General features: G+C 64.0%; 29 protein-coding genes. 1 reads left to right on the top strand and 28 read right to left on the bottom strand.

The window, feature by feature from the left end; all coding sequences use genetic code 11:
• Positions 1 to 7: 7 nt before the first annotated feature.
• The 22 genes from QO034_RS04650 to QO034_RS04545 all read right to left on the bottom strand — a co-directional run bounded on the left by QO034_RS04650 (position 8) and on the right by QO034_RS04545 (position 17,033).
• Positions 8 to 1,549, bottom strand: a complete 1,542-nt coding sequence (locus QO034_RS04650; protein WP_284484337.1) for an NADH-quinone oxidoreductase subunit M — start codon at positions 1,547 to 1,549, stop codon at positions 8 to 10.
• Positions 1,549 to 3,678 carry an NADH-quinone oxidoreductase subunit L gene (gene nuoL / locus QO034_RS04645; RefSeq protein ID WP_284484336.1) on the bottom strand — a complete coding sequence of 710 codons (2,130 nt, stop codon included), beginning with the start codon at positions 3,676 to 3,678 and terminating at the stop codon, positions 1,549 to 1,551. The genes QO034_RS04650 and nuoL overlap by 1 nt, the downstream gene beginning before the upstream one ends.
• Before the next feature lie 7 nt (positions 3,679 to 3,685).
• On the bottom strand, positions 3,686 to 3,991 hold the full coding sequence (nuoK, locus tag QO034_RS04640; protein WP_005984024.1) for an NADH-quinone oxidoreductase subunit NuoK: 306 nt from the start codon (positions 3,989 to 3,991) through the stop codon (positions 3,686 to 3,688).
• Positions 3,992 to 3,994: 3 nt separating this feature from the next.
• Positions 3,995 to 4,384: a hypothetical protein gene (locus QO034_RS04635; RefSeq protein ID WP_284484335.1), complete on the bottom strand. Its 390-nt coding sequence runs from the start codon at positions 4,382 to 4,384 to the stop codon at positions 3,995 to 3,997.
• Positions 4,385 to 4,387: 3 nt separating this feature from the next.
• A complete protein-coding gene (locus QO034_RS04630; RefSeq protein ID WP_284484334.1) occupies positions 4,388 to 4,990 on the bottom strand; it encodes an NADH-quinone oxidoreductase subunit J in 603 nt (200 codons plus the stop codon).
• A complete protein-coding gene (locus QO034_RS04625) occupies positions 4,987 to 5,394 on the bottom strand; it encodes a carboxymuconolactone decarboxylase family protein (protein ID WP_284484333.1) in 408 nt (135 codons plus the stop codon). The genes QO034_RS04630 and QO034_RS04625 overlap by 4 nt, the downstream gene beginning before the upstream one ends.
• Positions 5,391 to 5,885, bottom strand: a complete 495-nt coding sequence (gene nuoI, locus QO034_RS04620; RefSeq protein WP_199026136.1) for an NADH-quinone oxidoreductase subunit NuoI — start codon at positions 5,883 to 5,885, stop codon at positions 5,391 to 5,393. Before nuoI ends, QO034_RS04625 begins: the two co-directional genes overlap by 4 nt.
• Positions 5,886 to 5,887: 2 nt before the next feature.
• Positions 5,888 to 6,925 (bottom strand): NADH-quinone oxidoreductase subunit NuoH, encoded by a 1,038-nt coding sequence (gene nuoH, locus QO034_RS04615; protein WP_284484332.1) that lies wholly within the window; start codon positions 6,923 to 6,925, stop codon positions 5,888 to 5,890.
• Between the two features lie 6 nt (positions 6,926 to 6,931).
• Entirely contained in the window at positions 6,932 to 7,315 is a 384-nt protein-coding gene (locus QO034_RS04610; RefSeq protein ID WP_284484331.1) for a hypothetical protein, read from the bottom strand.
• Positions 7,312 to 9,333, bottom strand: coding sequence for an NADH-quinone oxidoreductase subunit NuoG (gene nuoG / locus QO034_RS04605; protein WP_284484330.1), 2,022 nt, complete (start codon positions 9,331 to 9,333; stop codon positions 7,312 to 7,314). The genes QO034_RS04610 and nuoG overlap by 4 nt, the downstream gene beginning before the upstream one ends.
• A gap of 3 nt (positions 9,334 to 9,336) precedes the next feature.
• Entirely contained in the window at positions 9,337 to 9,705 is a 369-nt protein-coding gene (locus QO034_RS04600) for a DUF5333 domain-containing protein (protein ID WP_284484493.1), read from the bottom strand.
• A 68-nt stretch (positions 9,706 to 9,773) separates the two neighbouring features.
• Complete coding sequence (locus tag QO034_RS04595) at positions 9,774 to 10,139, bottom strand: hypothetical protein (RefSeq protein WP_284484329.1); 366 nt, start codon at positions 10,137 to 10,139, stop codon at positions 9,774 to 9,776.
• The gene (locus QO034_RS04590) at positions 10,136 to 10,519 is read right to left on the bottom strand and encodes a hypothetical protein (RefSeq protein WP_284484328.1); all 384 of its coding nucleotides are present in this window, start codon (positions 10,517 to 10,519) and stop codon (positions 10,136 to 10,138) included. The genes QO034_RS04595 and QO034_RS04590 overlap by 4 nt, the downstream gene beginning before the upstream one ends.
• Positions 10,519 to 11,817, bottom strand: coding sequence for an NADH-quinone oxidoreductase subunit NuoF (gene nuoF, locus QO034_RS04585; RefSeq protein ID WP_284484327.1), 1,299 nt, complete (start codon positions 11,815 to 11,817; stop codon positions 10,519 to 10,521). The genes QO034_RS04590 and nuoF overlap by 1 nt, the downstream gene beginning before the upstream one ends.
• A gap of 6 nt (positions 11,818 to 11,823) precedes the next feature.
• Positions 11,824 to 12,048 carry a DUF5337 domain-containing protein gene (locus QO034_RS04580; protein WP_284484326.1) on the bottom strand — a complete coding sequence of 75 codons (225 nt, stop codon included), beginning with the start codon at positions 12,046 to 12,048 and terminating at the stop codon, positions 11,824 to 11,826.
• Between the two features lie 18 nt (positions 12,049 to 12,066).
• Positions 12,067 to 12,741 (bottom strand): hypothetical protein, encoded by a 675-nt coding sequence (locus QO034_RS04575; protein WP_284484325.1) that lies wholly within the window; start codon positions 12,739 to 12,741, stop codon positions 12,067 to 12,069.
• A gap of 32 nt (positions 12,742 to 12,773) precedes the next feature.
• Positions 12,774 to 14,057 carry an NADH-quinone oxidoreductase subunit E gene (locus QO034_RS04570; protein ID WP_284484324.1) on the bottom strand — a complete coding sequence of 428 codons (1,284 nt, stop codon included), beginning with the start codon at positions 14,055 to 14,057 and terminating at the stop codon, positions 12,774 to 12,776.
• Positions 14,058 to 14,139: 82 nt separating this feature from the next.
• Complete coding sequence (locus QO034_RS04565) at positions 14,140 to 15,384, bottom strand: NADH-quinone oxidoreductase subunit D (RefSeq protein ID WP_284484323.1); 1,245 nt, start codon at positions 15,382 to 15,384, stop codon at positions 14,140 to 14,142.
• Positions 15,381 to 15,554, bottom strand: coding sequence for a hypothetical protein (locus QO034_RS04560; protein ID WP_284484322.1), 174 nt, complete (start codon positions 15,552 to 15,554; stop codon positions 15,381 to 15,383). Before QO034_RS04560 ends, QO034_RS04565 begins: the two co-directional genes overlap by 4 nt.
• Complete coding sequence (locus QO034_RS04555) at positions 15,554 to 16,159, bottom strand: NADH-quinone oxidoreductase subunit C (protein WP_284484321.1); 606 nt, start codon at positions 16,157 to 16,159, stop codon at positions 15,554 to 15,556. The genes QO034_RS04560 and QO034_RS04555 overlap by 1 nt, the downstream gene beginning before the upstream one ends.
• Positions 16,156 to 16,677, bottom strand: coding sequence for a NuoB/complex I 20 kDa subunit family protein (locus tag QO034_RS04550; RefSeq protein WP_284484320.1), 522 nt, complete (start codon positions 16,675 to 16,677; stop codon positions 16,156 to 16,158). The genes QO034_RS04555 and QO034_RS04550 overlap by 4 nt, the downstream gene beginning before the upstream one ends.
• A complete protein-coding gene (locus tag QO034_RS04545) occupies positions 16,668 to 17,033 on the bottom strand; it encodes an NADH-quinone oxidoreductase subunit A (protein WP_284484492.1) in 366 nt (121 codons plus the stop codon). The genes QO034_RS04550 and QO034_RS04545 overlap by 10 nt, the downstream gene beginning before the upstream one ends.
• A 193-nt stretch (positions 17,034 to 17,226) precedes the next feature.
• Here QO034_RS04545 and QO034_RS04540 point away from each other — a divergent pair, with 193 nt between their 5' ends.
• Positions 17,227 to 18,330 (top strand): NAD(P)H-dependent flavin oxidoreductase, encoded by a 1,104-nt coding sequence (locus QO034_RS04540; RefSeq protein ID WP_284484319.1) that lies wholly within the window; start codon positions 17,227 to 17,229, stop codon positions 18,328 to 18,330.
• Positions 18,331 to 18,370: 40 nt separating this feature from the next.
• Here QO034_RS04540 and QO034_RS04535 read toward each other — a convergent pair whose 3' ends face one another.
• The 6 genes from QO034_RS04535 to QO034_RS04510 form a co-directional block, all read right to left on the bottom strand.
• Positions 18,371 to 19,156: a crotonase/enoyl-CoA hydratase family protein gene (locus QO034_RS04535; protein ID WP_284484318.1), complete on the bottom strand. Its 786-nt coding sequence runs from the start codon at positions 19,154 to 19,156 to the stop codon at positions 18,371 to 18,373.
• Complete coding sequence (locus tag QO034_RS04530) at positions 19,153 to 20,010, bottom strand: hydroxymethylglutaryl-CoA lyase (RefSeq protein ID WP_284484317.1); 858 nt, start codon at positions 20,008 to 20,010, stop codon at positions 19,153 to 19,155. The genes QO034_RS04535 and QO034_RS04530 overlap by 4 nt, the downstream gene beginning before the upstream one ends.
• Before the next feature lie 57 nt (positions 20,011 to 20,067).
• Complete coding sequence (locus tag QO034_RS04525; RefSeq protein ID WP_284484316.1) at positions 20,068 to 22,005, bottom strand: acetyl-CoA carboxylase biotin carboxylase subunit; 1,938 nt, start codon at positions 22,003 to 22,005, stop codon at positions 20,068 to 20,070.
• A gap of 81 nt (positions 22,006 to 22,086) precedes the next feature.
• Positions 22,087 to 23,691 carry a carboxyl transferase domain-containing protein gene (locus QO034_RS04520; protein WP_284484315.1) on the bottom strand — a complete coding sequence of 535 codons (1,605 nt, stop codon included), beginning with the start codon at positions 23,689 to 23,691 and terminating at the stop codon, positions 22,087 to 22,089.
• Positions 23,688 to 25,223, bottom strand: coding sequence for an AMP-binding protein (locus QO034_RS04515; protein WP_284484314.1), 1,536 nt, complete (start codon positions 25,221 to 25,223; stop codon positions 23,688 to 23,690). The genes QO034_RS04520 and QO034_RS04515 overlap by 4 nt, the downstream gene beginning before the upstream one ends.
• 291 nt (positions 25,224 to 25,514) lie before the next feature.
• On the bottom strand, positions 25,515 to 26,675 hold the full coding sequence (locus QO034_RS04510) for an isovaleryl-CoA dehydrogenase (protein WP_284484313.1): 1,161 nt from the start codon (positions 26,673 to 26,675) through the stop codon (positions 25,515 to 25,517).
• Positions 26,676 to 26,713: the final 38 nt, after the last annotated feature.

The raw sequence follows: 26,713 nt of genomic DNA, 5'->3' as shown, positions 1-26,713 counted from the left end.
GGCCCCCTCAGTTCGATGCATGCTGGGTCGCGGCCTCGGCCGCTGCCAGCGAAGAGTCAAAATTCGATACCAGCGCCGCGGTGGACGGCCCGATGACATCCGTCACCAGCGACGGATAGACGCCCAGCAGCAGCGTCATCGCCACCAGCGGAGCGAATATCATCTTCTCGCGTCCAGACATGTCCGTGATCGCCCGCAGGCTTTCCTTGATCAGGTCGCCGAAAACCACGCGCCGGTAAAGCCAGAGCGCATATCCCGCGCTGAAGATCACACCCGTCGCCGCCACGGCGGCCACCCAAGTGTTGACCTGGAAAGTGCCCATCAGCGTCAGGAATTCGCCGATGAAGCCGCTGGTGCCCGGCAGGCCGACATTGGCCATGGTGAACAGCATGAAGACCAGCGCATAGGCAGGCATGCGCACCACGAGACCGCCGTAGGCGTCGATGTCGCGCGTGTGCATCCGGTCATAAATCACCCCGACGCAGAGGAAGAGCGCAGCGGAGATGAAGCCGTGGCTGAGCATCTGGAAGATCGCCCCGTCCACGCCCTGCTGGTTGGCGGCGAAGATGCCCATGGTCACGAAGCCCATGTGCGCCACCGAGGAATAGGCGATCAGCTTTTTCATGTCCTCCTGCACCAGCGCAACGAGGCTGGTGTAGACTATGGCGATGGCGCTCATCCACAGCACCAGCGGGGTCATCACCTCGGACCCGACCGGGAACATCGGCAGGCTGAACCGCAGGAAACCGTAGCCCCCCATCTTCAGAAGGATCGCGGCCAGCACCACCGACCCGGCGGTCGGCGCCTGAACGTGGGCATCGGGCAACCAGGTATGGACCGGCCACATCGGCATCTTGACCGCGAAGCTTGCGAAGAACGCGATGAACATCAGCGTCTGCATGCCGCCGACGATGTGGATACCCAGCAGATCGAAGCTCTCGAACGAGAACTGGTGCGTCAGCAGAACCTCGATATCGGTGGTCCCGGCATCGGCGAACATGCCCACCATCGCCACCAGCATCAGCACCGAACCGAGGAAGGTGTAAAGGAAGAACTTGAAGGACGCGTAGATCCGGTCCTTGCCGCCCCAGATGCCGATGATCAGGAACATCGGGATCAGCCCGGCCTCGAAGAACAGGTAGAACAGCACCAGGTCGAGCGCCATGAAAACGCCCAGCATCAGCGTTTCAAGGATCAGGAAGGCGACCATGTATTCCTTGACCCGCACCGTCACGTCCCAGCTGGCGAGAATGGTCAGCGGCATGATGAAGGTGGTCAGCATCACGAAGAGCACGCTTATGCCGTCCACGCCCATCTTGTACTGCAGGCCAAGCAGCCAGTCGGACTGTTCGACGAACTGGAACCCGGTATCGGCGGGATCGAATTCGAAATAGATGGCGAGCGACACGAGGAAGGTGACACTTGTCGCGAACAGCGCCACGTATTTCGCGTTGCGTTGGGCCGCCTCGTCCTCGCCACGCAGGAACACCACCAGGATCAGCGCGGCCAGGGCGGGGATGAAGGTGACAATGGAAAGGATGTTGTCCATCAGTGCGCTCCCCCGCCGATCGACATCCAGGTGATCAGGGCGGCGATGCCCAGGACCATCCAGAACGCGTAAGTGAAGATGAAGCCGGACTGGGCACGGCCGGCAAGCCGGGTGAAGAAGGGCACGATCCCCATGGCAACGCCATTCAGGAAGCCGTCGATGACGTTGCCGTCACCGCGCTTCCAGAGCGCGCGGCCGATGCCGAGCGCGGGTTTCACGAAGATCACGTTGTAGATCTCGTCGAAATACCACTTGTTCTTCAGGAACAGGTAGAGCGGACGCTGGTTCTCCGCCAGACGGCCCGGCAGAGACGGGTTGACGATGTAGAACCACACCGCCATCGCGAGGCCGAGCGCCATGGCGACGAAGGGCGACACCTTGACCCAGACCGGCGCGGCGTGCGCGTCGTCGAGCACCGTGTTCTCCGGTCCGAAGAAAATCGCGCCCTGCCCCGGTTCACCGGCGAAGACATAGTGGTGTTCGCCCCCGGTCGTGGCCTGATCCCCGGCCGCGCCATGTCCGTCGGCCGCAGGGGCAGCCGCATGGTCGTCGGTAGCGTGACCGGCTTCGCCTGCCGCCGCCGCGTGTTCACCCGCCTCGGCAACCGGAATGCCATAGAACTTGCCGAGCTGGTCCGCGTGGCCAAAGAAGCTGTTGTAGAACACCATGCCCGAGAAGACCGCGCCGATGGACAGCACACCCAGCGGGATCAGCATCGACATCGGGCTTTCATGCGCGTGTTCGTGGGTGTGCTTGTCGCCCCGCTCCCTGCCATAGAAAGTCAGGAAGATCAGCCGCCAACTGTAGAAGCTCGTCATCGCTGCGGCCACCACCAGCAACCAGAAGCCGTAACCCGAACCGCCGGCCCAGGCGCTTTCGATGATCGCGTCCTTGGACAGGAACCCGGCGAAACCCAGGTGGGTCAGCGGAATGCCGACGCCTGTGATCGCCAGCGTGCCGATCATCATCGCCCAGTAGGTATAGGGTATCTTCTTGCGCAGGTTGCCGTAGTTCATCATGTCCTGCTCGTGGTGCATCGCGTGGATCACGGACCCCGCGCCGAGGAACAGAAGCGCCTTGAAGAAGGCATGGGTCAAAAGATGGAACATGGCGGCGGAATACATGCCGACGCCCGCAGCGACGAACATGTAGCCCAGCTGCGAACAGGTCGAATAGGCGATGACGCGCTTGATATCGGTCTGCACCAGACCCACGGTCGCGGCGAAAAACGCGGTCGTCGCCCCGATCACGGTCACGAAGGCCATGGCCTCGGGCGCGAATTCCATCAGCGGCGACATGCGGCAGACAAGGAACACGCCCGCCGTCACCATGGTCGCGGCGTGAATCAGGGCCGACACCGGGGTCGGGCCTTCCATCGCGTCCGGCAGCCAGGTGTGCAGGAAGAGTTGCGCCGACTTGCCCATCGCGCCGATGAACAGCAGCACCGCGATCAGGTTGGCGGCGTTCCATTCGCCCCAGAGGAATGTCACCTGGGTTTCCGCCAGCGTCGGCGCGGCGGCGAAGATGTCATCCATGTTGATGCTGTCGACCAGGAAGAAGATGCAGCAGATGCCGAGCGCGAAGCCGAAATCGCCGACCCGGTTGACGACAAACGCCTTGATCGCGGCAGCGTTGGCGCTGGGTTTGCGGTAATAGAAACCGATCAGCAGATAGGAGGCGACGCCGACGCCCTCCCAGCCAAAGAACATCTGCACCAGGTTGTCCGCCGTCACCAGCATCAGCATCGCGAAGGTAAAGAAGGACAGGTAGGCGAAGAAGCGCGGCTTGTAGACCTCGCCTTCCTTCCACTGCGGATCGTGATCCATGTAACCGAAGGAGTAGAGATGCACGAGGGACGATACGGTGGTGATCACGATCAGCATGATCGCGGTCAGCCGGTCCATGCGGATCGCCCAGTCGGTCGAGAGCGAGCCGCTCTCGATCCAGCGCAGGATCTGGATCTGTTCGGTGGTGCCGTCGAAATTGACGAAGACCGCCCAGGAGAGCAGCGCGGACAGGAACAACAGGCCAGTCGCCACCCACAAGGCGGCGGTTTCGCCGATGAGTTTCCAGCCAAAACCGCAGATCAGCGACCCGATGAGCGGGGCGAAGAGGATGATGGTTTCCATTGTGCTCTCAGCCCTTCATCATGTTGACGTCTTCAACCGCGATGGTGCCGCGGTTGCGGAAGAAACAGACCAGGATCGCCAGCCCGATCGCTGCCTCGGCGGCCGCCACGGTCAGCACGAACAGGGTGAACACCTGCCCGACCAGATCGCCCAGGAAGCTCGAGAAGGCAACGAGGTTGATGTTCACCGCCAGAAGCATCAGTTCGATGCTCATCAGCAGGATGATCACGTTCTTCCGGTTCAGGAAAAGTCCGAAAATGCCGATAACGAACAGCGTCGCCGCAACCGTGAGATAGTGTTCAAGTCCAATCATGTTTCACCATTCCAGCAACGGATAGCCGTGCTTCTTGCATGCGTGCTGCGCCAGCGGCGCAACCGGGGAGGTTTCGTCAATCGGGTTCAGATTGAAATCGAGATTGTCGAACGGAAAGGCGTCCGGTGCGTTGTCGTCTTCATAGACCGGCGTATAGGTCTTGTTCACGCAGTCGATATTATGCACCGCATGCGTCGTGCCGGTTTCACTCTCCTTGCGGGAATGAAGCTGCACCTTGCCGCCGCCGAAATCCTTGCTGGCCACTTCGAAATGGCTATCGACCTGCCCGGTCGTGGTGATGGGGCTGTCCGCAACCGCGGCACCGGCAACGGAGAACAGACACCCCGCCGCGAGGATCATGCGAAAACCTTTGGGAAAGTTCCGGTTTGGCATCGGTTACAGCCCCTGCCCCGGCTTCACGTCTTTCAGTTCCATCGCCTTTGCCGGATCGCGCATCATCTGCGCCACGATGTTCTGGCGCTTGATGTCGGTCCGGTGGCGCAGCGTCAGCACGATGGCCCCGATCATCGCCACCAGCAGGATCAGGCCGGCCAGTTGGAACAGCAGGAAATACTGGTCATACAGGATCAGCCCCAGCGCCTCGGTATTGTGGCGGTCGGTCGGGATGACCTGCATCCGCAGGCTTTCAGCCGCTGCATTGCTTTCCCAGACGCCGAACGCCATGGCGAGTTGCATCAGGATCACCAGGCCGATCAAAAGCGCCAGCGGCATGTAGCGCGCCATTTCCGCCTTCAGTTCGGCAAAATCCACGTCCAGCATCATCACCACGAACAGGAACAGCACCGCCACCGCGCCCACATAGACGATGATCAGCAGCATGGCGACGAATTCCGCGCCCAGAAGAACGAAAAGCCCCGCGGCAGAGATGAAGGACAGGATCAGCCAGAGCACGGAATGCACCGGCTGGCGGCTGATCACGGTGAACAGACCGCCGGTGATCACGCAGATCGCAAAGAGGTAAAAGGCAAATACGCTCATTCCTGATTTTCCTCTGTCTCGTCCATGGCCTCTTGCGCCAGATCCAGGGCCCGCGTCATGGCCGGAATGCCGGCGAAGAGCGACATCTGGCCGATCGTTTCCACGATCTCCTGCTTGCGCGCACCCGCTGCGACGGCGTGGCGCACGGTCTGGCGCACGGCGGTATCGGCCTGCGCGCCCTGCATCGTCAACCCGGCCAGCGTGATCAGAAGGCGGGTCTTGGCGTCCAGCCCGTCCTTGTTGACGGTGTTGCCGAACCACATTTCCATGACCTCTTTGGGCATGGTCGGCCAAAGCGATTCAAACCCCTTCGGCGAAAAGCTTTCCAGCGCCGGGTTGAACGCCTTGGCCATGTCCTGCGCCTGCTTCATCATGGCTTCGAATGGGTTGGGAGCATCGGTCATCGGTAGGGCGCGTCCAGTTCGAGGTTGCGGGCGATTTCGGCTTCCCAGCGTTCGCCGTTTTCAAGCAGCTTGGCCTTGTCGTAGAACAGTTCCTCGCGGGTTTCGGTCGCGAATTCGAAATTCGGTCCCTCGACAATGGCATCGACCGGGCAGGCCTCCTGACAGAAGCCGCAATAGATGCATTTCGTCATGTCGATGTCATAGCGCGTGGTGCGGCGGCTGCCGTCTTCGCGCGGCTCGGCGTCGATGGTTATCGCCTGCGCGGGGCAGATCGCCTCGCAGAGCTTGCAGGCGATGCAGCGTTCTTCGCCGTTGGGATAGCGGCGCAGTGCGTGTTCGCCGCGGAAGCGGGGCGAAAGCGGCCCCTTTTCATGCGGGTAGTTCACCGTGGCCTTGGGCGCGAAGAAATACTTCAGCCCCAGCTTCATGCCGATCACGAAATCCCAGAGCAGGAAATACTTGGCCTTGCGTGCGTAGTCGATGTTCGCCATGGTCAGCCCCCCGTCGTCCAGCGCGCGAAAGCGCCCCAGAACCAGTCGAATTTTGCAGCGAAAGAGACAAAGACCACCCAGACCAGGCTGAACGGCAGAAACACCTTCCAGCCCAGGCGCATCAGCTGGTCATAGCGGTAGCGCGGCGTGATCGCCTTCACCATCGCAAAGATGAAGAAGAAGAAGGCCATCTTGCCCACCATCCAGAGAACGCCGTCCGGCAGACCGGGGATCGGCGACAGCCAGCCGCCGAAGAACAACAGGCTGGTCAGCGCGCACATCAGGAAGATGGCGATGTATTCACCGGCCATGAACAGCAGGAAGGGCGTCGCGGAATATTCCACCTGATAGCCCGCCACCAGTTCGCTTTCCGCTTCGGGCAGGTCGAACGGCGGACGGTTGGTTTCGGCCAGGGCCGAGATGAAGAACAGGAACACCATCGGGAAATGCGGCAGCCAATACCAGCTGAAGAAACCGAAATCGCCATCCTGCGCCCGCACGATATCGCCGAAGTTCATGCTGCCGGTCGAGATGATGACGCCGATGATGATCAGGCCGATGGAGACCTCGTAGGAAATCATCTGCGCCGCGGAGCGCAGGCTGCCCAGAAAAGGATATTTGGAGTTGCTGGCCCAGCCGCCCATGATCACGCCATAGACCTCGAGCGAGGACACGGCGAAGACATAGAGGATCGCGACGTTGATGTCGCTCAGAACCCAGCCGTCGTTGAACGGGATCACTGCCCAGGCGACCATCGCCAGCACAAAGCTGGTCAGCGGCGCCAGCATGAACACGGTGCGGTCGGCCCCGGCCGGAATGACGACTTCCTTGACAACGTATTTCAGGGCGTCGGCCACCGATTGCAGGATACCGTAGACGCCCACGACATTGGGCCCCCGCCGCATCTGCACCGCGGCCCAGATCTTGCGGTCGCCATAGACAAGGAACAAGAGCGAGATCATGACAAAGGCAACGACAGCAAGCACTTGCGCCAGTATCAGCACAGCGATGCCGCCCGGAGTGGAAAAGAAGTCAGCCATAAGTCCTCACACCGTGGGTATTCCGTTTTCAACGCAGCCGGCGACCATGACCTTGGCGTCGATGGTTTCCAGTCCGCGCGGCAGTGATGGCGAGATGGTGTAAACAGCATCTGCCCTCCACACGCCACCCTTTTCATTCACATTTGTGCGCAAATGCCGCGCAAAGCCAAAGCCCCGGCCAAGCGCATGCTGCGCCACGACGCAGTCGGCATAATCGGTTGCATCGTCATTCGACCGCGCCCCTGCCATCGCAACACCAGCCTGCACGAGATCGTCGTCCAGAAGGCTGGACCCGGCCCCCTTGGAGGCGGGCGCAAAGACCGATTCCCCGGACTGCCGTGCCGCGCAGGCCACCTGGACAAGCGGCGATATGAGCGCCGTCCGGATCATTCCGCGGCGATCTTGCGGTCGCCGCGGGCGCGCGCCTTCGCCGAAAGCTCTGCCATCAAGGCGCTGGCCCGCGCGATCGGATTGGTCAGGTAGAAATCCGTGATCGCCAGCCGGAACGTGGCCTTGCCCAAGGGCGCCGCATCCAGGGGCTGGACCGCGTTTTCCGGCACCACGTCGATCTGCGCCAGGTGCGGCACTTCCGTCACCAGCGCCATGCGCAACTGGGCAAGGGAATCGTAGGGCAGCGGAGCCCCGGTTTCAGCGCTCAATGCCCGCAGGATCGCCCAGTTCTCCTTGGCCTGGCCCGGCGCGAACCCGGCCCGCAAGGCCATCTGCGGACGCCCTTCCGTGTTCACGAACAGACCGGGTTCTTCGGTATAGGCAGCACCCGGCAGAATCACGTCGGCCCGATGCGCCCCACGGTCGCCGTGGCTGCCCTGGTAGATCACGAAGGCGCCGGCGGCGATGTCGATCTCGTCCGCCCCGAGGTTGTAGATCACGTCGGCGTCGTCGACCGCCTCCATGCCGGCGTCGCAGGTCGCGCCCGCATCCATCGCGCCGACCCGTCCGGCTGCCGTGTGCAGGACCAGCAGACCGCTTTGCGTCGCCTCGGCGATGGCCTGGGCCGCGGCCAGAACGGCCGCCCCGTCGGCTTCCTGCAAGGCACCCTGCCCGACAATGACCATCGAGGCCCGGTTGCGGATCTCGTCGTCCCCGCCCATGTCCACGACCTGTTGAAGTGCTGCTCGATCGTCGCCCACATGCGCATAGTCAAAAGTCAGATCGACGGCCTGCCCGACCAGCGCAACGTCGGCCCCATTGGACCACGCCTTGCGAATCCTCGCGTTCAGGACCGGCGATTCGACGCGGGGATTGGTTCCGATCAGAAGAATTCTTTCCGCCGAATCAATATCTTCTATGGTTGCCGTTCCGACATAGCCCCCCCGGTTGCCCGCCGGCAGCTTGGCCCCGTCGGTGCGGCATTCCACGACCCCGCCCCGTGCTTCGATCATCTGCTTCAGGGCAAAGGCGGCCTCGACCGGGACCAGATCACCGACCAGCCCGACCGGCTTCTTCGCCCCCTTGAGCGCCTCGGCGGCTTTGCCAAGCGCCTCGGGCCAGGTCGCCGGACGCAGCTTGCCATTCTCGCGCACATAGGGTTGGTCGAGCCGCTGGCGGCGCAGCCCGTCCCAGACGAACCGCGTCTTGTCGGAAATCCATTCCTCGTTCACGCCGTCGTGGTTGCGCGGCAGGAATCGCATGACCTCGCGCCCCTTGGTGTCGACCCGGATGTTGGAGCCGAGCGCGTCCATCACGTCGATGCTTTCGGTCTTGGTCAGTTCCCAGGGCCGCGCGGTAAAGGCATAGGGTTTGGAGACCAGCGCCCCGACCGGGCACAGGTCGATGATGTTGCCCTGCATGTTGCTGTCCAGCGTCTCGCCCAGATAGGAGGTGATCTCCGCATCCTCGCCGCGCCCGGTCTGGCCCATCTGGGTGATCCCGGCGACCTCGGTGGTGAAGCGCACGCAGCGGGTGCAGGAAATGCAGCGGGTCATGTGGGTTTCGACCAACGGACCCAGATCCAGATCCTCGGTTGCCCGTTTCGGTTCGCGGTAGCGGCTGAAATCGACGCCATAGGCCATCGCCTGGTCCTGCAGGTCGCATTCGCCGCCCTGATCGCAGATCGGGCAATCCAGCGGATGGTTGATCAGCAGGAACTCCATCACCCCTTCGCGGGCCTTCTTGACCATCGGGCTGTTGGTCTTGACCTGCGGCGCCTGTCCTTCCGGTCCGGGACGCAGGTCCTTGACCTGCATGGCGCAGCTGGCGGCGGGCTTCGGCGGACCGCCAACGACTTCGACCAGGCACATGCGGCAGTTGCCGGCGATGGACAGCCGTTCGTGATAGCAGAACCGCGGAATTTCGACTCCTGCGATCTCGCAGGCCTGGATCAGGGTCATCGCCCCGTCAACCTCGATCTCGGTTCCGTCAATGTTGATCTTGCGCAAGTCAGACATTCTCTATCTCGCCTTCAGAAGCGCGCCGATCGCGCTGGATTTCGCTATTTCCGCCCGTCCGAACGCGCAGAAGGTTTCGGGATCGGAATAGGACACGCCGTTCTGTTTCAGAAACGCCTCGCCCTTGGCCCGCATCCGGGATTTCTCGGCATCGGATTCCACATAGGCCCGGATCTCGTCATCCGAATATCCGAGATCGTTCGCGCGCGACCGCAACTGCCAGGCCATGCCGATCGCTTTCATTCGCCGCGCTGAAATCGACGCGCATTTTTCGCTGACCTCATGGGCAATGGCGGCTGCGAACAGGATATTTTCGATCTCTGCCACATCGCGCAGATGCGGCTTGGCCTGGGCCGCCGTGGCCGGACTCATGGCGCAGGCCAGAACGACCGGCAGAACCGTTTTCAGCGCATTCGCGACAGAGATGGGTTTCGCGCCGGTCATGGATCGCACCGTCCGCGGAAGGTGATGTTGTTGTCCACCAGCGTCAATCGCGCCGGATCGCTGTCCGGTCCGACCATCCAATCGATATCCGACGTGCCATAATTCGTGACGCAATACTTGGTGCCTTCATACCGCGCCGCTTCGCGCGCCCCGTCCAGGCTGGCCGAGGCCGCATAGATGGTCGCGGTGAAATCGGCCCGCGAGACTTTCTTGTCGACCGCGGCGGTCCTGGTCTTGAACAGGATTCCGTCAAAGGCGATCTCGTTCGCATTCTTGCCCGAGCAGGCGGCCAGGGTTGCCAGAACGGCCAGAGCCGCGAGCCTGCCGGACCTCAAGGCGGCGAAGTTGAGCTGTTTGATCATCCGGTCCTCGATTCCAGCGTGCGATGGCCGCTATCCTCCGTCGGCGGCGCGCAGGCATCCAGCGCGTCAAAGCTCGACTGCCCGTAATACGCCGCGAGAGACCGCTGCTTCACCTCTGTTTCGAGATCCACATCGCTGCTCCGGGTCGATCCGGCCGTGGCCCCGGCAGCCAGACGCGCCTCGCTCAACGCATCCGCCATGGCGCTGTCATAACCGAACCCGGAACAGCGGTCCGTCAGATCCCGCGCGACATTGCGTTCGGCGAAATGCTGCGGTCCCGGCAGGCTCAGCAGGCTTTGCGCGCGCGGATCGCCAGGATCGGACACCGCGCACCCTGCCATGGCCGCCAGGGCCGGCGTTGCAAGGACCGGAAGACGCATTATTCCGCCGCCACCGCGCTGACGCGGCCTGTGCGCTTGTGCTTGATCCGGTCCTCGATCTCGTCGCGGAAATGCCGGATCAGGCCCTGGATCGGCCAGGCGGCGGCGTCGCCAAGCGCGCAGATGGTGTGCCCCTCGACCTGCTTGGTCACGTCCAGAAGCATGTCGATCTCTTCGGGTTCCGCATCGCCGGTCACAAGGCGGTCCATGACCCGCATCATCCAGCCGGTGCCTTCGCGGCAGGGGGTACACTGGCCGCAGCTTTCATGCTTGTAGAATTTGCTCAGCCGCCAGATCGCCTTGATCACATCGGTGGAATTGTCCATCACGATGACAGCCGCCGTGCCCAGCCCCGACCGCTGTTCGCGCAGCCAGTCGAAATCCATGATGCATTCGTCCTTCATGATCTTGCCGGGCAGCAGCGGCACCGACGAACCGCCCGGAATGACCGCCTTCAGGTTGTCCCAACCACCCCGGATGCCGCCGCAATGCCGTTCGATCAGTTCCTCGAAACTGATGCTCATCGCTTCTTCGACGACACAGGGATTGTTCACATGTCCCGAAACCGCGAAAAGCTTGGTGCCCGCGTTGTTGGGCCGTCCGAAGGAAGAAAACCATTCCGGCCCCCGGCGCAGGATCGTCGGCACCACGGCGATGGATTCGACATTGTTCACCGTGGTCGGGCAGCCATAGAGCCCCGCTCCGGCGGGGAATGGCGGCTTCATCCGCGGCATACCTTTCTTGCCTTCGAGGCTTTCCAGCAGCGCGGTTTCCTCGCCGCAGATATAGGCGCCCGCGCCGTGATGCAGGAAAAGATCGAAATCCCAGCCGGACCCGGCGGCGTTCTTGCCAAGCAACCCCGCGTCATAGGCTTCGTCGATGGCCGCCTGCAATGCTTCCCTCTCGCGGATGTATTCGCCGCGGATGTAGATGTAGCAGGCGTTCGCGTTCATCGCGAAGGACGCGATCAGGCAGCCTTCGATCAGCGTGTGCGGATCGTGGCGCATGATCTCGCGGTCCTTGCAGGTGCCGGGTTCGGATTCATCGGCGTTCACCACGAGATAGCTGGGCCGGCCGTCGCTTTCCTTGGGCATGAAGGACCATTTCAGCCCGGTGGGAAAGCCCGCGCCGCCGCGTCCGCGCAGCCCGCTGTCCTTCATCTGCTGCACGATCCAGTCGCGCCCCTTCTGGATCAGCCCGGCGGTACCGTCCCAATGCCCGCGCGCCCTGGCCCCGGCCAGCGTGCGGTCATGCATCCCGTAGAGGTTGGTAAAGATCCGATCCTGGTCTTTCAGCATCTGAGACTACCCTTGCTTGTTCTGACGCACCCGCCAGATTTGATAGATATTGACCATCGCATAGATCAGCGCGGCCAGCGCGGCCAGATCGAACAGCAGGGCATAACGCCCCGGCAAGCCCATCTCCTGACCGATCCAGTTCGCACCGAGCCACAGGATCATGGCCGCCGCGATCACGATGGCCACGTGCCGCCCCTTTCGGGCGATGATCCTGTCCTGCTCGATGCCCATGACAGTCGTTTCGCCCTCTCAGCCCGTCTGACCGCTGCGTCTGGAGAACTCCGTTTCGCCGCCGGCGGCGAGGATCTTCGCCTGCGCCACCCAGTCGTCGCGCGACACCCGGCCCTTGAAGCCTTCGAGGTTGTCATCCATCCAGTCCACGTCGGACTGCGACCATCCCGCGATCTGGTCGAAATGGAAGAACCCCATCGCATTGAGCGCGCTTTCCAGCTTCGGCCCGACCCCCTTGATCAGCTTCAGATCGTCCGCCCCCGTATCGCGGGCGGATGTCATGCGGGCGGGACCGGATGGCGATGCATCGCCATAGATCCAGGTGCCCTTGCGGGCGGAAAGTTCCGTTTCACCCGGCAGTTGCGAAGATTTGACCAGAGGAATCGCGGCCTGTTGGGCCGGGCTGGCCGCTGGCGCCACCGGAGCATCCGGTTTGACACCGGACGATGCCTGCGGAACCGGCGCGTCCCGGCGGGGTTCTTCCCGCTTGGCACCGGCTTGCGCGCCAGCCTTCGCGACACAGAAGACCTTGCGCAGCAGAATGCCCCCGGCGATGGCCACAACCACACCGATCACCAAGGCGAACACCACCGACACGCTGCCCTGAAGGACAAAGAACAGCGCAAGGCCGGCCAGGACGCTCAGCGCCCAGCAAATCTTGTTACAGGTGTTTGAAGTCTCGGTGGCGGTCATGGCGAACCTCTTTCATCAAATCCGGTGCAGTATCAGTAGACGTCTCCATCCTTGACGCGGGCCGAGAATTCGGTTTCCCCGCCTTCGGCCAGTGTCCTGGCCTGTTCAACCCAATTGTCCCGGCTGACCCGCCCCTTGAACCCGACCAGGTTCTGGTCGGCCCAGACGACTTCGTCCGCCGTCCAGGCCGCGATCTGGTCGAAATGGAAAATCCCGACATCGTGCAGCACGGATTCAAGCTTGGGTCCGACGCCCTTGATCAGTTTCAGATCGTCCGGCTTGCCGTCTCTGGCCGCTTTCAGAAGCCGCGGTTTCCGCCCCTCTTCAGCATCGGTTTCCTGTGTCGCGGCGACCGCCGGCTTCGCGCCGGGCTGGTATGTCCATTGCCCCTTGCGCGCGGCCAGTTCAGCCTGCCCCGGCAGTTCGGCGGACGGCCGGATCGTTCCGGGCTGCACGACCGGATGCCGTTTCGACACCGGCCTGGCCTTGGATTGCTCTTGTGCTTCCTGTTTCGTCACGCCGGTCCCGTCGACAGGGACTTGCGCCGCCGGTTTCGGCTCTGACGCGGAGTCCGGCCTCGCCGCCGGTTTCGTCGTCGTGTTCGCTGCATTGTCGCGCCACGGGGTCAACAGCGGCACCTCGGTCCCGTCGATCCGCTTGACCGTATCGCCGATGTCCACCGCCAGCTGAACGCTGGCGTTATACTGCGTCCGCCCACTGTCGTATTCCTTGAGACTGGTCAGCCCGTTCAGGGGTTCCGAAGCGTAGCGTCCGTTCTGCGGCCCCGGAGTCGGGACCTTGCCCGCCGCCAGTTCGTCGATGATCTCGCCCAGCCGCGCCGCGGTAAGGTCTTCGTAATAGTCCTTGCCGATCTGCGCCATCGGCGCATTGGCGCAGGACCCCAGGCATTCGACCTCTTCCCAGCTGAACTTGCCGTCCGCCGACAGGTCGTGCGGCCTGGCGGCGATCTTGTCCTTGCAAACCGCCATCAGGTCCTCGGCCCCGCAGATCATGCAGGAGGTGGTGCCGCAGATCTGGATATGCGCCACGCTGCCAACCGGCTGCAACTGGAACATGAAATAGAAAGACGCCACTTCGAGCGCGCGGATATAGGCCATGCCGAGCATGTCCGCGACATGTTCGATGGCCGGACGGGTCAGCCAGCCTTCCTGTTCCTGCGCCCGCCAGAGGAGCGGGATGATCGCGCTGGCCTGCCGGCCTTCGGGATATTTGCTGATCTGGCCTTCGGCCCAGGCGAGATTGTCTGGGGTGAAGGCGAAGGAATCAGGCTGTTCGTGGTGCAGACGGCGGAGCATCAGATCGTCTTTCGGTATGCGCCGCAGGCGTCGGAGCCTCCGGCGGGAGTATTTGAAGCAAGAGGAAGGCGGGGTCCGGCGATCATCGGTCGATCTCTCCGAACACCACGTCCATGGTGCCGATGATCGCCGCGACGTCGGCCAACTGATGCCCGCCCGCCACGTGATCCATCGCCTGAAGATGCAGGAACCCCGGCGCGCGGATCTTGCTGCGGTAGGGCTTGTTGGTGCCATCCGCCACCAGATAGACGCCGAATTCTCCCTTGGGCGCCTCCACGGCGGCGTAGACTTCGCCTGCGGGCACGTGGAACCCTTCGGTGTAGAGCTTGAAATGGTGAATCAGGCTTTCCATCGACGTTTTCATGTCGGACCGCGAAGGCGGCGTGATCTTGCCGCGGGCCAGCACGTCGCCCTGGCCTTCGGGTTCGCGCAGCTTGACGATCGCCTGCTGGATGATCGACAGCGACTGGCGCATTTCCTCCATCCGCACGAGGTAGCGGTCATAGCAGTCGCCGTTCTTTCCGATCGGGATCTGGAAGTCGAACTCGTCGTAGCATTCGTAGGGCTGGCTGCGCCGCAAGTCCCAGGCTAGGCCCGAGCCGCGCACCATGACACCCGAGAAGCCGTAGTTCAGGATGTCGTCCTCGGTCACGATGCCGATATCGGCGTTGCGCTGCTTGAAGATGCGGTTCTCGGTCAGGAGCCCGTCGATATCCGCCATCACGCGCGGGAAATCGCGGCTCCAGGTCTCGATGTCGTCGATCAGATCGTCCGGCAGATCCTGGTGCACACCGCCGGGCCGGAAATAGGCCGCGTGCAGGCGCGCGCCGCAGGCCCGTTCGTAGAAGATCATCAGCTTCTCGCGTTCCTCGAACCCCCAGAGCGGCGGGGTCAGGGCGCCCACGTCCATCGCCTGCGTGGTGATGTTCAAGAGGTGGTTCAGGATGCGGCCGATTTCGGAATAGAGAACCCGGATCAGGCTGGCGCGGCGCGGCACCTGCACCCCGGTCAGCTTTTCGATGGCGAGACACCAGGCATGTTCCTGGTTCATCGGCGCCACGTAATCCAGCCGGTCGAAATAGGGCAGGTTCTGCAGGTAGGTGCGGCTTTCCATCAGCTTTTCGGTGCCACGGTGCAGCAGGCCGATATGCGGGTCGCAGCGTTCGACGATCTCGCCGTCCAGTTCCAGCACCAGCCGCAGCACGCCATGCGCCGCCGGGTGCTGGGGGCCGAAGTTGATGTTGAAGTTGCGGATCTTCTGTTCGCCCGTCAGGGCGTCGGTGGAGCCGTCGTCATAGGTGTTGATGCGAATGTCGCCGTCCATCATCGTTTCTCAAGCTCCTGAAGTTTCATCGCCATGACCCATAGCAATACGAGAACCCCGAGCGGAATGATGCAGGCGGCCGCCCAATACTTGTTGATGCCGAAATGCGGCAGCAGCTTCAGCATCGGGATGATGACAAGCGCCGTGGCGACCAGCCAGATGATGCCTTCCATCACTTCGCCTCCTGCTTTTCGTCGCCGGGCAGGATGTACTCGGCGCCTTCCCAGGGGCTCATGAAGTCGAACTGCCGGTATTCCTGCACCAGTGAAACCGGTTCGTAGACGACGCGTTTCTCTGCCTCGTCATAGCGGACCTCGGTATAGCCGGTGGTCGGGAAATCCTTGCGCAGCGGATGCCCGCGGAACCCGTAGTCGGTCAGGATGCGGCGCAGGTCCGGGTGGCCGGAAAACAGGATGCCGAACATGTCGAAGACTTCGCGTTCGAACCAGTTGGCGCTGGGATGCACCGAGATGATCGACGGCACCATGTCCTCTTCGCGCACGCTCACGCGCAGCCGGATGCGCTGGTTCTGATACATCGACAGGAAATGATAGACCACGTCGAACCGCTTGGCCCGCTCCGGGTAGTCGACCGCGGTGATGTCCACCAGCGTCGAGAACCGGCAGCTTCCATCGGTTTTCAGAAACTCGACGAAACCGACGATATTGGCCGGGGTCACGTCGACGTTGAGCTCTCCGTGCGCCACGTCCCAGGACAGCACGCAATCCGGACGCTTCATTTCGATATGGGGGCCCAGTTCGGTGAGAGCTTCGGTCATCGTACGATCGTCCCCGTGCGGCGGATCTTGCGTTGAAGTTGCAGCAGCCCGTAGAGCAGCGCCTCGGCCGTCGGCGGGCAGCCGGGCACATAGATGTCGACGGGCACGATCCGGTCGCAGCCGCGCACAACGGAATAGCTGTAGTGATAATACCCACCGCCATTCGCGCAGCTGCCCATGCTGAGCACATAGCGGGGTTCGGGCATCTGGTCGTAGACCTTGCGCAGGGCCGGCGCCATCTTGTTGGTCAGGGTGCCGGCGACGATCATCAGGTCGGACTGGCGCGGGCTGGCGCGCGGCGCGATGCCGAAGCGTTCGGCGTCATAGCGCGGCATCGAGGTGTGCATCATCTCGACGGCGCAGCAGGCGAGTCCGAAAGTCATCCAGTGCAAGGACCCGGTGCGGGCCCAGTTGATGATGTCCTCGGTCGACGTCAGCAGGAACCCCTTGTCCTGAAGTTCGGCGTTGAGCGCCTGGGTGGCGACTTCCTTGTCGCCGCCTGCAACAGCTACTCCCATTCCAGGGCTCCCTTTTTCCATTCATAGGCAAAGCCGATGGTCAGCACGGCCAGGAAGACCATCATCGACCAGAACCCGACCATGCTCACGTCCTTGAACGCCACGGCCCAGGGGAACAGCATCGCGATTTCCAGATCGAAGATGATGAAAAGGATCGACACCAGGTAGAACCGGACGTCGAATTTCATCCGCGCATCGTCGAACGCGTTGAAGCCGCATTCATAGGCGCTGACCTTTTCGGGATCCGGATTGCGGACCGCCAGAACGACCGCGGCAAGGATCAGGACAAGCCCCAGGCCGATCGCTACGGCCAGAAACACCAGGATCGGGAGATACTCCCGCAACATCTCTTCCACGAGTGGCTCCTTCATCAGATCCGGCGCGCACGACGGGGTGCGCCGGCAAACGACGTGTCGACTAGGGGATTGTCTACTCTTGCCAACCCAGAGGGTCAACCGAGGGAAGCCGCCATCGCACGGCTGAATCGCCGCAGTCTCGCGCTGCACCGATGCGCGGCCCCACTTGACGCAGATCACGGAGCATGACCCCATGATCCGTGACCGGATCGGCAACATGAAGGAACTTCCCATGCAATCGGACCTGGACCGCGCACTTGATTTCGCCGGCTTTCTCGGCATCGAGGCTCCGATCCTGCTGGCCCCCATGGCGGGCGCCTGCCCGCCGTCCCTGTCTGCCGCAGTCGCCGCTGGCGGCGGATTCGGCGCCTGCGGCGCGCTTCTGCTGTCGCCCGAGCAGATTGCCGGCTGGGCCAGCGAGATGCGCCGCAGTTCCAACGGCGGCTTCCAGATGAACCTGTGGATTCCCGACCCCGAGCCGGCGCGCGACCCGGCCCGCGAAGCCGAGCTACGCGAGTTCCTGGGTCAATGGGGTCCTGACGTGCCGGACGACGCTGCCGACGCGCCGATGCTCGATTTCGCGGCGCAGTGCCAGGCCATGCTGGACGCCTCGCCACGGGCGGTCTCATCGATCATGGGTCTTTATCCGCCCGAATTCGTCGCCCGGCTCAAGGAGCGGGGCATTCTTTGGTTCGCCACGGTGACGACCGTCGCCGAAGCCCGCGCCGCCGAAGCGGCGGGCGCAGATGTGATCGTGGCACAAGGAATGGAGGCCGGCGGCCATCGCGGGGCGTTCAACGCGTCGGACGCACGGTCTGCGATGGTCGGTCTTTTCGCCCTGCTGCCCGCGGTGGTCGATGCGGTTCGGCTGCCCGTCGTCGCCACCGGCGGCATAGCGGACGCACGGGCCATCGCCGCCGCGCTGCTGCTGGGCGCGTCTGGCGTGCAGATCGGCACGGGGTTCCTGCGCGCCCCCGAAGCCGGAACGAATCCGGTCTGGGCGGACGCGCTCGGCCGCACCGCCCCGGAAGACACGATCGCGACCGAGGCCTTTTCCGGCCGGCTGGGCCGGGCGATCCGCAACGCCTATACGGTGGCCGCCGATGGCGCCCCTGCCCCAGCGCCCTACCCGGTGCAGCGCGCGCTGACCGCGCCTATGCGCGCGGACGCGGCCAGAACCGGCCGGATCGATTCCATGCAGGCCTGGGCCGGGCAATCCGCAGCCCAGGCCTTGGCGGAACCGGCCGCCCGGATCGTCACCCGGCTCTGGCGGGAAACCTGCACGCGTCTCGGATAGGCAAGCCCGCTTGTCCGATGCCCGGCCGGCAGCCTGGCGGTCACGGCATCCAGGCCGCCTTGCGCTTGTCAAAGAACGCGCCGATGCCTTCCGCCGCTTCGTCGGTTTCCCAGCGGTCGACCAGGGCGCGGATCGTGTGGTCGATGGTTTCGGCATCGATGCGCGGCCCCAGGTCACGCACCAGTTGCTTGGCCGACGCCACCGCCCCCGGCGCACAGGACAGGTAGGGAACGACTTCACGTTCAACGGCGGCATCGAGCGCGTCCGCCGCGACGATCCGCGCCAGCAGGCCCAGTTCGACCGCTTCGGGCGCGTCGAAGATGCGGGCCGACATGAACACCCGGCGGGCGCGCGCTTCGCCCATCCGGGCCACCACATAGGGGCCGATCGTGGCCGGGATCAGACCCAGCCGGGTTTCGGTCAGCCCCAGTTTCGCGTGGTCCGCGCCGATCGCGACGTCGCAGACGCTGATCAGCCCCAAACCGCCGCCGAAGGCATTGCCCTGCACCGCGCCGACCAGAGGTTTGGGCAGGCGGTTCAAGGCATCCAGCATCTCGGCCAGCTTGCGCGCCTCGCGGAACCGGGTGTCCGCATCGGCCGCCATCTGGGCCTGCATCCAGGACAGGTCGCCACCGGCGCAGAAGGATTTTCCCTCGCCGGTCAGAACCACCGCGCGGACAGTTCCGTCGGCCCCCAGTTCCGCCGCCGCGCGGGTCAATTCGTCGATCATGAGAGCCGACATGGCGTTGTGCTTGTCAGCCCGTGCCAGGGTCAGCACCGCGACGCCGCGCGGATCGGTGGAAAGCGAAATCGTCTGATACGTCATGCCGCCACCCGCATCGCCTTGGCCATCGCCGCCGCTTCGTTCAGAACGTCCAGATCAAGGCCGGTATCATAGCCGAGGCGTTCCAGATGCGCGGCGACGCGTTCGGTCGCCACGTTGCCGCTCGCACCTGGAGCATAGGGGCAACCGCCGAGCCCCCCCACGGCGGCATCGAAAACCCGCACGCCAAGCGACAGGGACGCATCTATGTTGGCGATGGCATGGCCCGCAGTGTCGTGGTAGTGGCCCGCGAGCCTCCCGACCGGCACCCGGTTGCGGACCGCCATCAGCATCCGCGCGATCTTGTCCGGCGTTGCGCGGCCAATCGTGTCGCCCAGGGAAATTTCATAGCATCCCTGCGAAAACAGAATGTCGGCCAGTTCGGCGACCTGTTCGGGTGGCGTCGGCCCGTCGAAGGGGCAATCGGTCACACAGGAAATATAGCCCCGAACCGGCAGGTCGATATGGCGGGCCGCCTTCAGGATCGGCTTGAACCGTTCGATCGATTCGGCGATCGTCGCGTTGATATTGGCCTTGGAAAACCCTTCGCTGGCGGACGCGAAGATCGCGATTTCATCCGCCCCGGCCGCGCGCGCATCGTCATAGCCGCGCATGTTCGGGGTCAGGGCGGCATAACGCACGCCCGGCTTTCGCGCGATCCCGGCAAGAACCTCGGCACTTCCGGCCATCTGCGGCACCCATTTCGGCGAGACGAAACTGGCGACTTCGATCCGCGAGAACCCCGCCCGGCTGAGGCAATCCACCAGCGCGATCTTTTCCGCCACCGGGATTTCGCGTTTCTCGTTCTGCAGGCCATCGCGTGGCCCCACTTCAAAAATCTCGACCTGTCCGCTCATCCCACCTGTTCCAATCCCGTTTCCCGTTCGTTCGTTTCCCGCCGTTGCGCTTCCGCCTCAGTCGTCCAATGGTTCCAGCCGGACCAGCGCCGACCCGGCCTCGACCTGCTCGCCATCGCTGACCAGGACTTCGGCCACCACGCCATCGCGCGCCGCCAGCAGCGCATGTTCCATCTTCATGGCCTCCAGCACCGCGAGCCGGTCGCCCTGCGCCACCTCCTGTCCGGGGCGGGCGAGCACCGCCTTCACAAGGCCGGGCATCGGCGCTTCGATCAGGTTGCCGTCGCCCGTCGCACCGGCGGCCCGCGCCAGAGGGTCGACGATATCAAAGGCCAGCCCATAATCATCAAACACGGTGACGGTGCTGCCCGCAACGGCGATTTCAGGTAGGGCGAGCCCTTCCACCTGCCAGACGCCGGCGACCCGTTCCGCCAGGACCTCGGACCCGTCGACAGTCCAGCGCTGCCGGTCCGGCCCTTCCGCGCGCAGGTTCAGTTCGAAAGGCGCACCCTGCCAGGCCAGCGACACCCCGCGCACCAGCGGCTGCCAGAGCGTGAATCCGCTGTCCCAACCGGTTTCGATCACATTCAGCGCCGCCATGCCCGCCGCCACCTTGATCCGCGGGGCCGGCTCGGCCGGAGTCACCAGCTTGTCGAGATCGCGGCCGATCAGGCCGGTATCCACGTCTCCGGCGGCAAAGCCATCATGCCGCGCCAGGGCGCCCAGAAAGGCCAGGTTCGTCACGGTTCCGGCAACCTGGGTGCCCGAGAGCGCCCGGTCGAGCCGCGACAGGGCCACGGAACGGGTCGGCCCGTGCACGATGACCTTCGATATCATCGGATCATACCAGGGCGAAATCGCGTCGCCCGCCCGAACGCCGCTGTCGGCGCGGCATCCCTGCGGGAAGGACAGATGCGTGAGCGTGCCGGTCGCCGGCAGGAACCCCTTTGGCACGTCTTCGGCATAAAGCCGGGCCTCGAAGGCATGACCGGAAATGGCCAGTTCCTGCTGCGCGCAGGGCAGAGCTTCGCCGGAGGCCACCCGCAGTTGCCATTCGACCAGATCGATCCCGGTGATCGCCTCCGTCACCGGATGTTCGACCTGCAGGCGGGTGTTCATTTCCATGAACCAGAAACGGTCCGGGCGCAGCCCCTCGCTGGCGTCGACGATGAATTCGACCGTTCCCGCCCCGCTGTAGCCGATCGCTTCCGCGGCGCGCACGCCCGCCTGCCCCATCGCGGCGCGCATTTCCTCCGTCATGCCCGGCGCCGGGGCTTCCTCGATCACCTTCTGGTGGCGGCGTTGCAGCGAGCAGTCCCGTTCGAACAGATGCACTGCATGGCGGCCGTCGCCGAAGACCTGGATCTCTATATGGCGCGGTTTGCTGATGAACTTCTCCACCAGAACAGCGTCGTTCCCGAAGGCCGTGCGCGCCTCGCTCCGAGCGCTTTCCAAGGCCTCGGCGAAATCGGACGGGCGCTCCACCAGGCGCATGCCCTTGCCCCCGCCCCCGGCGACGGCCTTGATCAGTACCGGGTAGCCGATCGTGTCCGCCGCGCCCGCCAGATGTTCCGGATCCTGGTTTTCGCCGTGATAACCCGGCACGACCGGCACCCCGGCCTTTTCCATCAGCGCCTTTGCCGCGTCCTTGAGTCCCATGGCGCGGATCGCATCCGCGGTCGGGCCGATGAAGGTCAGCCCCGAGGCCTGCAGCAGATCGACGAAGTCCGGGTTCTCCGACAGGAACCCGTAGCCGGGGTGGACCGCCTGAGCACCGGTCTTTCGGGCGGCCTCGATGATGGCATCCTGGCGCAGGTAGCTGTCCGCCGGGGCCGGGCCGCCGATCCGGACGGCCTCGTCCGCCATTTGGACATGCTTGGCGCCCGCGTCGGCATCCGAGTAGACCGCGACGCAGCGCACGCCCATCTTCTGGGCGGTCTCCATGACCCGGCAGGCGATTTCACCGCGATTGGCGATCAGGATCGTGTCGAACATTGGTTTCGTCCTTGTGGCTTGGGGTCGGACCGGGGGCTGTCTGCCCCCGGACCCCCGAGAGTTTTTTCAGCAAGCGGAAGATCACATCCGGAATACACCGAAGCGGGTGTCTTCGATCGGGGCGTTCAGCGCGGCGGACAGGCTCAGCGCCAGCACCTCGCGGGATTTGCGCGGATCGATGACGCCATCATCCCAAAGCCGGGCGCTGGCATAGAGGGGATGCGACTGTTCCTGGAACATCTCGATGGTCGGGCGCTTGAATTCGGATTCTTCCTCGTAGGACCAACTGCCGCCGGCCCGTTCGATGGCGTCGCGCTTGACCGTGGCGAGCACCCCGGCGGCCTGTTCACCGCCCATCACCGAGATGCGGGAATTGGGCCAGGTCCACAGGAAGCGTGGCTGGTAGGCGCGACCCGCCATGCCGTAGTTTCCGGCGCCGAAGGAGCCGCCGACCAGCATGGTGATCTTTGGGACATTGGTGCTGGCCACCGCCGTCACCATCTTCGCCCCGTGGCGCGCGATGCCTTCGTTCTCATATTTGCGTCCCACCATGAAGCCGGTGATGTTCTGAAGGAAGACCAGCGGGATCCTGCGCTGGCTACACAGTTCGACGAAATGCGCCCCCTTCTGCGCCGCCTCGGAGAACAGCACGCCATTGTTCGCGATGATGCCGACCGGGCAGCCTTTGACATGGGCAAAGCCGGTCACCAGCGTCTCGCCGAAGCGCGGCTTGAATTCGTCGAACCGGCTGGCGTCGACGAGGCGCGCGATCACTTCGCGGATGTCATAGGGCGTGCGCAGGTCGGCAGGCACGACGCCGAGCAGTTCGTCGGGATCATAGGCCGGTTCCTCGGACGCCTGCCACTGGACACTCTCCGACCTGCGCCGGTTCAGCGATTCCACCGCGCGGCGGGCCAGCGCGAGGGCATGCGCATCGTCTTCGGCAAGATAGTCGGCGACACCCGACAGGCGGGTGTGCACGTCGCCGCCGCCCAGATCCTCCGCCGTCACGACTTCGCCCGTCGCCGCTTTTACCAGCGGCGGACCGGCGAGAAAGATCGTGCCCTGTTCGCGCACGATGATGGTGACATCGGACATCGCCGGAACATAGGCGCCGCCGGCGGTGCAGGACCCCATGACGACGGCGATCTGCGGAATGCCCTTGGCGCTCATCCGGGCCTGATTGTAGAAGATGCGCCCGAAATGGTCGCGATCCGGGAACACCTCGTCCTGGTTCGGGAGGTTGGCGCCGCCGCTGTCGACGAGATAGATGCAGGGCAGGTTGCATTCCTCGGCGATTTCCTGGGCGCGCAGATGTTTCTTGACCGTCATCGGGTAGTAGGTGCCGCCCTTCACGGTGGCGTCGTTGCAGACGACCATCACCTCCTGCCCGTGCACCCGGCCGATCCCGGCGATGACGCCGGCGCAGGGCGCGGCATCGTCATACATGCCATGGGCCGCGGTCGCGCCGATTTCCAGAAACGGGCTGCCGGGGTCGAGCAGGTTCGCCACCCGGCGGCGCGGCAGCATCTTGCCGCGGTCTTCGTGCCGGGCACGGGATTTTTCGCCGCCTCCCAACCGGGCCGCTTCCGCCGCGGCACGGATCGTTTCGAGTGCCTCCAGATGCGCGGCGTGGTTTTGTCTGTACACGTCCGAGGACGGGATCGCGCCTGATACGAGCTTCACTGTTCAGCCTCCTGTTCCGCCGCCGCGCGGCGTTTGAGTTCCTTGCGGATCACCTTGCCCGTGACCGTCATCGGCAGGGTATCCAGAAAGGTTATTTCCCTTGGAAATGAATATGTTGCCAGTCGTTTTTTAACGAAATCCTGGAGATCTTCCGCCCGGACATCCTGTCCGGGTCGCAGAACCACGTAGGCCTTGACGATTTCGGTGCGCAGCGGGTCCGGCTTGCCGACGACACCGACGGTCGCCACCGCCGGGTGGGTCAGGAGACAGTCTTCGATTTCCGCCGGTCCGATCCGGTATCCGGCGCTGGTGATCACGTCATCCTCGCGCCCGACGAAATGCAGATAGCCCTCTTCCCAGACGCCCCGGTCGCCGGTCAGCAACCAGTCGCCGCGGAACTTTTCCGCGGTTGCCTCCGGCCGGTTCCAGTAGCGCAGCATCATGCTGGCGGATCCCCGTCGCACGGCCACGTCGCCTTCGGTTTCCGTCGGATTGCCGCCCCGGTCCAGCACCGCGACCTCATGCCCCGGCACCGGCCTGCCGATGCAGCCCGGTCGCGCAGGAAAATCCGCGCCACAGGAAGACACCACCATGTTGCATTCCGTCTGACCGTAGAATTCGTTGATTTCAAGACCAAAGGCAGAGCGTCCCCAGGCCAGCATCTCCGCCCCCAGCGGCTCTCCGCCGGACGCGATGGATCGCAGGCCGCCGATCCGGGTTTCCGCCGCCTTCAGCATGCGCAGCGCCGTGGGCGGAAAGAACACGTTGCGGACCTGCCCCATCGAGATGACGTCGGCGCAGCCTTCGGGCGAAAATTTGTGAAGCCGCGCCGCGACGACCGGCACGCCAAGCGCAAGGCCCGGCATCAGAACGTCGAACAGCCCGCCGATCCAGGCCCAGTCCGCCGGGGTCCAGAGACAATCGCCCGGCTGTCCCAGATGGTCGTGGCTGACCGACACACCGGGCAGGTGGCCGGTCAGAACCCGATGCGCGTGCAGGGCCCCCTTGGGCGCCCCGGTGGTGCCGCTTGTATAGATCAGAACCGCCGGATCTTCGGGGCCGGTATCGGCAAAGGCGACCGGAGCACCGTCCTCTCCGACCCGGTCCGCCAGGAGAACCTCGGCCATGGAGCCGAGCAGGTCCGCGCCTTCGGAGTCGGTCAGGACATACCGGACCCCAGCGTCCCGCGTCCGGCTGCGCAGCGCGTCTTGCTGGAAGAGCTTGAACAGCGGCACCGAGATCGCGCCGATCTTCCAGATCGCCAGGTGGGCGGCGGCGCACCAGGGAGACTGGCTGAGCAGCACCCCGACACGGTCCTCCGGCGCCACGTCGCGCGCAAGCCGGCGTGCCAACCCGTCCGTCATTCGCGACAGGTCCGATTGGGTGATGTCGCGGCGCGCAGGTCCGGTCAGGTCGATGATCGCCAGGCGATCTTCCGGCCCGGACAGGCACTGCCTCGCCATGTTCAGACGATCAGGAAGATCCCATGACCCCGTCGGGGTGTGTCCGGGAAAGGTCACTGCCGCCGTCATCGCGTCAACCGTTCCCGTTGCGCATGGCCGGCATTGCGCCGATCCGATTTGAGTCGCGGCGCACCCCGGCATTGGGAAGGTTCAATCCCGGGGCAACTGGACCTTCGGCATCGAAAGCGATGTCACGTTGAACGGCGCGCCGACCGGCACGGTCAAAATCGATCCTGTCGTGGTTGGTCTCAGCTAGGTGCACCGTTTCCGATCCTTTCCCGTCGTCCGGCGCAGCGAAACGCCGCGCCACCGGATCGATCCGCTGCCTTTCAGGCTCGCGGGTCGATCCCTGGCCGGACACTACATCGCGGCCATCATCTCGCGCCCCACCAGCATGCGGCGGATTTCGCTCGTCCCGGCGCCGATCTCCATCAGTTTGGCATCCCGGAAAATGCGTCCGACCGGGTTGTCCGAAAGATAGCCCGCGCCGCCCATCGCCTGCACCGCCTGATGCGCCTGAACCATCGCCTGCTCCGAGGCATAAAGGCAGCAGGCCGCCGCGTCCTGCCGGGTGACGTCGCCCCGGTCGCAGGCTTTCGCAACCTCGTAGACATAGGCGCGGGCCGAATTCATCGCCGTATACATGTCGGCCATCTTGCCCTGCATCAGCTGGAAAGATCCGATCGGCTGGCCGAACTGCTTGCGCTCTGCCATGTAGGGCATGATTTCGTCCAGGCAGGCCGCCATGATCCCGGTGCCGATCCCGGCCAGAACGACGCGTTCGTAGTCCAGGCCCGACATCAGGACGCGCACCCCCTTGCCCTCTTCCCCGAGCACGTTCTCAAAGGGCACTTCGCAGTCTTCGAAGATCAGTTCCGCCGTGTTCGAACCGCGCATGCCCAGCTTGTCGAAATGACGGCTCGTGGAAAACCCCTTGAAGCTCTTCTCGATCAGGAAAGCCGTGATCCCCTTGCTGCCCGCGTCAGGAGCGGTTTTGGCGTAGACGACGAGCGTATCCGCATCCGGACCGTTGGTGATCCAGTATTTGTTGCCGTTCAGCCGGTAGTATCCGTTTCGCTTTTCGGCCTGCAGTTTCATGCTGACGACATCCGACCCCGCCCCGGCTTCGGACATCGCCAGGGCGCCGACATGAGCGCCGGAAATCAGGCCGGGCAGATACTTGCGCTTCTGCTCTTCGGTTCCGTTCAGCTTGATCTGGTTGACGCAAAGGTTCGAATGGGCGCCATAGGACAGCGAGACCGACGCGCTCGCCCGCGCGATTTCCTCGACCGCGATCACATGCGCAAGGTAGGACATGCCGGCGCCGCCGTATTCTTCCGGCACGGTTATCCCGAGCAACCCCAGATCCCCCATCTCGGCCCAGAGATGGGCCGGAAAGACGTTGTCCCGATCCACGTCTGCCGCAATCGGCTTGATCTTTTCCTGCGCCCAGCGGTGCACCATGTCGCGCAGCGCGTTTACATCTTCGCCAAGATCGAATTGCATGGTGGCGTTGAACATCCGGGGTCCTCCGATTTAATGAACGTCCGTTCAATAAA

It is taken from the genome of Sedimentitalea xiamensis, assembly GCF_030164465.1.
GTDB lineage: Bacteria > Pseudomonadota > Alphaproteobacteria > Rhodobacterales > Rhodobacteraceae > Sedimentitalea > Sedimentitalea xiamensis.
The sequence above is the reverse complement of the archived record's forward strand: the minus strand, read 5'-3'. Positions and strand labels throughout refer to the sequence as shown.